General features: G+C 25.2%; 7 protein-coding genes. All 7 read right to left on the bottom strand.

Annotated features, from left to right (window positions below; genetic code table 4):
* Positions 1–414: 414 nt before the first annotated feature.
* The 7 genes from BU00_RS0102930 to BU00_RS0102900 all read right to left on the bottom strand — a co-directional run bounded on the left by BU00_RS0102930 (position 415) and on the right by BU00_RS0102900 (position 7,220).
* Complete coding sequence (locus BU00_RS0102930; RefSeq protein ID WP_027121420.1) at positions 415–2,751, bottom strand: putative immunoglobulin-blocking virulence protein; 2,337 nt, start codon at positions 2,749–2,751, stop codon at positions 415–417.
* Between the two features lie 140 nt (positions 2,752–2,891).
* The gene (locus BU00_RS0102925; RefSeq protein WP_027121419.1) at positions 2,892–3,293 is read right to left on the bottom strand and encodes a hypothetical protein; all 402 of its coding nucleotides are present in this window, start codon (positions 3,291–3,293) and stop codon (positions 2,892–2,894) included.
* A 147-nt stretch (positions 3,294–3,440) separates the two neighbouring features.
* Positions 3,441–3,812, bottom strand: coding sequence for a DUF4231 domain-containing protein (locus tag BU00_RS04625; RefSeq protein ID WP_051521855.1), 372 nt, complete (start codon positions 3,810–3,812; stop codon positions 3,441–3,443).
* Complete coding sequence (locus BU00_RS0102915; protein WP_027121418.1) at positions 3,805–4,284, bottom strand: hypothetical protein; 480 nt, start codon at positions 4,282–4,284, stop codon at positions 3,805–3,807. The genes BU00_RS04625 and BU00_RS0102915 overlap by 8 nt, the downstream gene beginning before the upstream one ends.
* Before the next feature lie 141 nt (positions 4,285–4,425).
* Complete coding sequence (locus BU00_RS0102910) at positions 4,426–5,097, bottom strand: potassium channel family protein (protein WP_027121417.1); 672 nt, start codon at positions 5,095–5,097, stop codon at positions 4,426–4,428.
* Between the two features lie 8 nt (positions 5,098–5,105).
* Positions 5,106–6,731 (bottom strand): potassium transporter TrkG, encoded by a 1,626-nt coding sequence (locus tag BU00_RS0102905; RefSeq protein WP_245579608.1) that lies wholly within the window; start codon positions 6,729–6,731, stop codon positions 5,106–5,108.
* A gap of 243 nt (positions 6,732–6,974) precedes the next feature.
* The gene (locus BU00_RS0102900) at positions 6,975–7,220 is read right to left on the bottom strand and encodes a YneF family protein (RefSeq protein WP_027121415.1); all 246 of its coding nucleotides are present in this window, start codon (positions 7,218–7,220) and stop codon (positions 6,975–6,977) included.
* Positions 7,221–7,431 lie beyond the last annotated feature (211 nt).

The raw sequence follows: 7,431 nt of genomic DNA, 5'->3' as shown, positions 1-7,431 counted from the left end.
TCTTTTCCAACAGAAGAATCCTTAATGAAATCAGTGTACTTTGCTATAACAAATCAACTACAAAAATGAGATAAAATAACTCCTAACTGAGGTCAAATATTAAGTCAATTATTAATAATTTTTAAAGAAAAATAAACATTTTATTACAAAGTTTTTTGTCTTACTTTTTTTCAAAAAAGTAAGGTCTCCCTTGATTGCAATCAAGGGACGGAAGGGTTAAAAACAACAAAAACCAAACAAAACAAAAAGCGGAAAATTAAGTTTCCGCATTTTTGCTTTTTGTTTGGTTTTTTGTTATAATTAGACCAGATTTGTGTTTTGCTATCGCAATTCTCTTATTATCAAAAAATAAGTTTATGAGAATTTACACAAAATATCGTACAGTCCCGTAAAAATGCTTTTTTGATTAATAAATTATAAAATTACAATATCATCAGAATTTTTAAATTCAACATTATAACCGGTGTTTTTTAGTTGATTATATAAATTGTTTTCACCTGGTGAAACATATATTTTAGTACTTGAACGATTAAATGTACCATCACTAAATGAAATAAGTGTATTTAAATTTGAAAGACCTTCGGAAGATAATTTATGTCCTGGAACTTTTGATTTAATATAAATATGTTTTGTTGTTGTTCCATTTGAAAAAGTTATTTTAGATCTTGGATCTCTAAATCCTGTGTCTAAAACTGTGCTAAATTGTGATAAATTCATATTTTCTGTATCAGTTTCTCAAATATCACTGTCATTATATAAAATAATTCTTGATAGTTTTCTTATGGCTGATTTACCAATATTTTTATCTCAGAAAATCATATTTTTTAAACCTTTTGCTTCTGGTATTCTTGATAAATCTAATCCCATTGGATATGAATTTCCAAGTGTTTCTCTATCAGGCTTGTTTCCTGCTCCTCAGCCGCCTTGAAAAATACGTTCATTATTTCTTGTGAAATAAGCCATTCTTAAACCATTATTAATTCTTACCATATCTTCTTCCGATACTCAATCTTTTTTATCAAAAACTAAGGTATCAAAAGTTATTCTTGTGAAAATTCTATCATATTTGCTGTAACTTGATGAAACATTGTAATCCATTGTATTTACTCAAGCAGTCTTTTTAAGTGCTCATGGATTGAAAGATCATTCATCAAGAAGTGAATTTAACGATGTATATAAACCTAATTCATCAATCTCTTTATCTTCAAGCTCAATTAATGATGAAGTGTTTAATGATTCAAAAAATAATTCAAGCAATGGTAACTTATCAGGTAAAGCTGCAAGTATTTCACGCATTTCTTGTATCGATGAAGTTCTACCAATATTTTTAATTTTATAACCTGTTATTTCTTCACCATTTTTATTTAACTCTTTAATTAAATTTAAAGTTTTTAAGTAACCTTCACGATTTGAAACATCAATACTTACAACTGTTCCTTTTTGTCTTTGTTGATCATCTGGATTATCTTCTTTTCTTGTATATTCAAAGATTTCAATTCCATCACCTTTTACAAGATTATATTTTGATCTATATTTTTCAGTTGCAACACTTTTAGACCAACCTTTGTAATTATCACTTTCGATATCACCAGAAAATCTTCATCAATGCTCGTTGTTACCAAATGCTCTTTTATATTTATTATTTCTTGTATATTCTGCAAGCGCTTTATTAAAAATAGGGGAGAAACTGTATGATTCTATTTCACCTTTTTCGTTGATATAAATATTACTATTATCTTTACCAATAAAAAGACCTTTTTGTAAATTCTTCTCAACAGTAGCAGATAATTTATTAAATTTAGTTGAATCGATGTTCATAGCAATTCATAATCAACCAACTTTTAATTTTTCTTTTCCATATCCTCTATTTGGAGCTATATATTCTAAAACATCAGTCATTGAATATCATTGTTCATAATTTTTTTGTGCTTCTTCATACATATATTGTTTTGCATTTCCAGATTCTATTAATCTTAAAAATTTATCATATAAAAGCAAGAAATTATGAAGATCAGCAGGGTGATTATCTAAATACGCCTGAGTTGTTTCTCTTCCGTCTCTGATGTAGTAGTCAATATATAATACTTGTGTGTCAGAACCAGGACGACCAAAAAACTTGTATGTATAGTCGTTTAATGCTGTTGTAGCGTTTGTAACACTATTTTTTCTATGTTCATCAGTAACTTTATTTGAAATTAAATCAGGTGTTAGTTCTGCTAAATATTGTTTTCTATTTGTAATTCCTGCTTCTTTATCATCTCTTGTTTCTAATCTTGGTGGAAGAGGAACAACAACAACTTCTATTTCTCCAATATCTGTTTGAACTTTTACAGTATCTGTTGTTTTTCGTTGAGTAATGGGAACAACCGGTGCAACATTTTTTGGTTCTTCTGGTTTAGTAATTGGTGCAACAGGTTTAGAAACTATTGGTTTTTCAGGTTCAATAGGCTTTGGTTTTTCTTCCGTTGGTGTAGGTGGTGCTATAACCTTTGGAGGTTCAACTTGCTTAATTTCTTCAACTTTTTTTGGTTCATTTTCTTTATCCTTAACATTAACATCTCTTGAAGATTGAACAAGTCCATCGTATTGTAATTTGTCTGATGGTTTAAAAGTAGGATTTATATCTGATAAATAAATCCATCTGTTTTTTAATGAATCATTTTTATTTAGTTGTATAACAGTTGGTATAATAGCTGTAGATGCAGAGATAATTATACCTAGCTGAATTAATATCTTTTGTTTGGTCTTCACAAAAACCTCCTAAATTTATTTAAATTATATCAAATTATTACCTTTTATATCTTAGACTCTAAAAGCTTTAAAATTTTGTTTATAACTAAAATATAGATATTAAAAAAACAGAAAAAATATTTTTCTGTTTTAAAAAAATATTAACTCATTATTTCTGTGATTGAATCAAGATCATCTTGTGAAATCTCTGTTTTGTTTTCTAAATTTTTTATTAATTCTTTTGTTGATTCAATATTTTGTTTTAAACTATTTTTTTTGTTAGATATGTTTATAAAAGATTGAATTGAAATTATAAACGTTGTAACTGAAGAAATAATAGCTATTATAACAAAAAATATCATTGTACTTTGAGGATATTCATTCCATCTTATTGAATAAAGGTTTAAAATAACTATGACAGCTGATATAATAATTGAAGTTAAACTCATTATTAAAAAAATTGATCTTTGAAGATAATATTTTTTTAATAAAAGTTTTTTAGTTTTACTAAATTTTGATTCTATTTCAATTTTCTTTTCATTTAAATTATTATTTTGTTCCATTAGTATTTTCCTTTTCACCTAATAAAGTTGATGATTTATATCTATCAAGTTCAAGAATCGATAAACCTCTTTTGTATAAAATAAAACTATTAAAGTTTTGATTTTCATTGTTATAAATATTTTGCCTTGATTTAAATAAAACAAATTCTAGTTCAAGTAATCTTGTTTTTGAACAATAAAATTATATTTGGTATTTATAACAAAAAATGAAATTAAACCAGAAATAAACGCAACAAAAGAGTTAATTATTGCTGTAAATAAAATATAGTTATCAGGTACTTTATTTCAAAAATCTGTTCTATATGGATTTATAACACCTTCTGGATAATGTTTATTGTTTCCTGCAAGAAAATAAACTGAAATAATTGCAGTACCTAATATAGCACAAAGAGAGAGCATATTTAAAAAATAAAAAGCTATACCATATATTATTTTTTTTTTATTAGACTTCTTGATTAATGATCTAAAAGCAATAATAAGTGTTTTTTCATCTATTACTTGTTTTTTATTTTTAGCCATTTTTAATCACTTTCCCTGATTTAAATTCATTTTTAATTATTTTATTAATTTCAATTTTAGTTCTCGAACTTGCTTCGGTTCAAATTTTATCAATAATTGTTTCAATATCTTGCTCACTTAATAATTTTGCTTCATATTTTATTTTCACATAGTTTAGCGTATTTAATAAACGGTTATGTTGTACTGTTTTATTGTTATGTTTGTAGATTGATAAACCTATTGTTAAAATAAACGATAATAAAATTAGTACAACTAAAACAAGAAGAAAAATAAAGGATGATTTACCAAACGTACTTGGATCTTTTTTTCCTAATTGTATTAAAATAAATAAAGCAGCAATTGCTAAACCTACTGATGCTAAATTCATTATGGTTATTAAAAAAGAAAAAAAAGAGTCAAGAATTGTTAAAATTCTTAATTGCTTTTTATCTTTTTTAAGTTTTTTTTCTAATTTTTTTAAAATTTCTTTCATAATTTAAATTTTACTATTAAAAAAGCATTTTTTAAATAAATTAAAAATAATTTCATCTTTGTTATTTTAAAAGTCACAATGCCACTTTTTAAGTTGATTGTGACTTTTTCATTTAGATCAATTTATATTTTGAAATTATTTTTAATTTTTATTTAATCATTCAAGTGCAGAAGTAATATCATCTACTTGACCAATAATGGTTACTAAATCATCATAATGTAATAAAGAAGTACCAGTAGGTCTTATGCTTTTTCCTTTTGATTTAATTAAAACAAGAGTTATTCCACGATCATTTAAATTTAAATCTTTTAACTGCTTACCATTTAATTCCATGTTTTTAATAGTTGTTGTACCAAGAACAAAGTTATCACCAATTTCTTGTAGATTTTCACTATATCTAACAAAATTTTTATTAGCTGCTATAAGAGCGGCTCTTGTACCAGATTCGTATTCTGGTCTAATAATTATGTTAACACCAATTTGTCTTAAAACTCTTGCATGTCTTTGACTTGTTGCTCTTGTAATAATATTTTTAACATTTAATTCAAGCAATGCAGCTATTATTTCGATATTGTCAGGAGTTGCTACAACAACAGTACCGACTTTATCTATACGAATACTTTTAAGAAGTTTTGTATCAGCTGCATCACCAATTATGATTTTTTCAATATCATCTTTATAAAGTTTTACAGTTTCTTCTTCTTTATCGATTAATATAATGTTTTTTTCAAGTTTTAGTAATTGTTCAATAACGGCTTGTCCAAAACGACCACAACCTATAACAGCAATATCATTTGCATAATTTATTTTCATAATTCTCCTTAACCAATAACAATATCAGTTGTTACGTATTCATAATTTCTTTCGTTAGATTTTTTCTTTCTTCAAACCAATAATGTTGATGAAACACCAAATTGACCAACAAACATAACAACTATTAGAACAATTTTAGAAACAGCATTTAACTGTTTTGTAACACCAGTTGATAAACCGGTTGTTCCAAATGCACTTGTTACTTCAAATCATATGTGTTCTGAATCAAAAAATGTACTTGATAAATCCCTACTTTTGTTTAATGTAATATCATCTGTGTGTATTGTACCACCATATGTTTCTAGTGAGGTCATACAAATTAAAACAGAAACAAGGATTAAAATAAAAGTAATTATTAAAACCTGAACTGACATTTGTACAGTTTTTTCTTCAATAGATCTTTTAAATAATCTTACTTTTTTTCTTCCGGTTAATACGGAAAATGTTGACATTAAAATTAATGCAAAAGTTGTTGTACGTATTCCACCACCAGTAGAGGCAGGTGCTGCACCAATAAACATCATAATTATTAAAACAATTATTGATCCTCTTGTGAAATCTCTTATATCAGCAACAGCAAAACCTGCGCTTCTTGTTGAAAGGGAAGTAAATATTGTTGCTAAAATTTTATCAAAATTAGAACCATACACATAACCTTGTTGTAAGTAAAATTGTAGGGATCTTGAATCTTCATTAGGTAAGAATGTTATTTTATCAAATAGAGTTTTTGAAATTTCAAAATGTAAATCATCTTTGTTGGTTTTATGCACCAAACTAATAAGTTCATTATATATTTCTTTATTGGTTGATTTATATTTACCAAGTTCAGATATTCAATTAATATAATCATTGTAATGATATTTAGGAATATAAACCTTATTTCATAATGTATCTGCTGATTGTGAAGCTGTTTCAAAAGAGATGATAATTATAAATCCTAGAAGAAAAACCAATGAATAAGTTATCATAGAAACTTTTGTGAAAATAGAAAAATAGTATTTTTCTCTTTTTTTAAAAAATTTATAACTAAAATATTTTTTAAAGTCATATATAACTGGATAGCCAATACCACCAATTATTAATAAAATAATAAATCAGATTTGCAAAGTATAATTTTGATAGTATGGTAATAAAGAATTACCAGAAATAATATCAAAACCTGCATTATTAATTGCTGATATAGTGTGAAAAAAACCAAATCTAAAAGATAATTCTCAATTACCTTTTGGATTAATAAAAATTGCAGATTTATCACTAGCATTATCTTTTAATATCTCAGAAATACCAAACGTATGTGCTGGTTGAGTAAAAAAGAAATAAAAACTCATAGCAATAGATGAAATTAAAATTGTAATTAAAATAAACTTAATTGAGGATTTTATAACTTTGTAAACATTGTTTACATCATCATATCCTCTTTCATTTTTAATCATTTCAAGTTCGTTTAATGATTTAATCGGCTTTTTAAATAAATAATTAATGATAAAAAACTTTAAAGCAAAAATCCCTAAACCACCAACTAATATTAAAATCGCTATAATTGCTTGTCCAAACATATTTCAGTGTGAAAAAGTATCATAAACAACTAATCCTGTATCGCTAAATGCACTAGCAGTTGTAAATAATGCATTCATATAATGATTTGCACTATACCAATTTGAATCAGGGTCAGTTTGTGTTAATGGGCTTCAAAGTAAAAGACTCGAAAACAATATTGTGAAAAAATAAATTAATAATAAATATTTTAATTTAGATACTTTATTTTTTCAATTATTAATTTTCTTAAAAATAAAATTTAATTGCCTTTTGTTGAAAAATGAGTAATTTTTAATTTTTTTAAACATAAATAAAATAAAAAATTCATTTTTTAAATGAATTTATTTTTGATCCTTTGCATTTTGCATTGAACGCATAATTTGTCTTATTTGTGTTTCACTTGCTTTACGACCCATTTGCGAAAACATAACACGAATCATTTTTTCATTTATTGGTGGATTTTCTTTTAGTTGTTTTTCAAAAAAACGTTTGGTTAAGAAGAAAGTTAAAATAGCTGTTGCTAGTGCAATTCCTATAACAATAGCAATAACTACTCCAATAAAAGCTGCTGTTGATAGTTCAATCATATATTACTCCTTGTTTATATTTAAATTATACAATAATATTTATTTTTGACTATTATTAGCCGTAATTTAGTATATTCGTTATTTTAAAAGTCACGATGCAAGTTACCATCAAAAAAATAGTAATATATAAATTTTATACAAAAAATAAATTTTCTTTATTTTTTGTATAAAAAAAGCAATAGAAAAGATGTTATTTGCGTTAGCAAATAAC

The organism is Mycoplasma leonicaptivi ATCC 49890, from assembly GCF_000622205.1.
Taxonomy (GTDB): Bacteria; Bacillota_I; Bacilli_A; order Mycoplasmatales; family Metamycoplasmataceae; genus Mycoplasmopsis; species Mycoplasmopsis leonicaptivi.
Note: the sequence above shows the minus strand (reverse complement) of the source record. Positions and strands in the feature narration are given on the sequence as shown.